Origin of the sequence: Haloarcula sp. Atlit-7R, from assembly GCF_003666065.1 — an archaeon.
In the GTDB taxonomy this organism is placed as follows: domain Archaea; phylum Halobacteriota; class Halobacteria; order Halobacteriales; family Haloarculaceae; genus Haloarcula; species Haloarcula taiwanensis.
The window spans coordinates 1-487 of sequence record NZ_QXIK01000084.1 but is presented as its reverse complement, the minus strand read 5'-3'; the positions used below and the strand labels follow the sequence as shown (position 1 = coordinate 487).

Annotated in this window: 1 pseudogene; it reads right to left on the bottom strand. The window is 54.4% G+C overall.

Annotation, left to right across the window (positions count from 1 at the left end):
• Positions 1 to 487: pseudogene (locus D3D01_RS22745) on the bottom strand (restriction endonuclease); the annotation flags it as partial.

Below are 487 nucleotides of genomic sequence, written 5' to 3'. Positions count from 1 at the left end.
ACTGGTGTCCCCTCGAGCCGTTCTGTTTTGATGTGCGAGTCACAGTTGATGCTCCCACAATTTGCACAGTACGTGTACGATTTCGCTGTTTCTTTCTCACAGTGGACGCAGCGATGGATTCCATCTTCGATCGCTACTCCGGAGGGCCCCGCAGCGTAGTACGAGTACGGATAGGTGTACTGCTGGAGTTGCAGTGTCTGTCGAACCCGTGGGACGTAGAGCGGTGAAATCGCCTGGATAGAGATGTCTGACTGCTTCGGTTTACACGTCTTCTCGTAGGTGACATTGTTGCCACCTGTGTAGCTGACAGTCGTCGTGTGATGTTGCTGGAGACGAGAGACTGCCCACTCTTTGTAGTCGGTTTCTGTCTGCCCGTAGCGAGTGACGTCGATGTCGTCGAACATCGTGCTGAAGCGGTCGGAATCGAGTTCGACTGCTTGCTGGCTGTTGTTCGCGATGAGGTCTGCAAGCTGGCTGTCTGCGATGC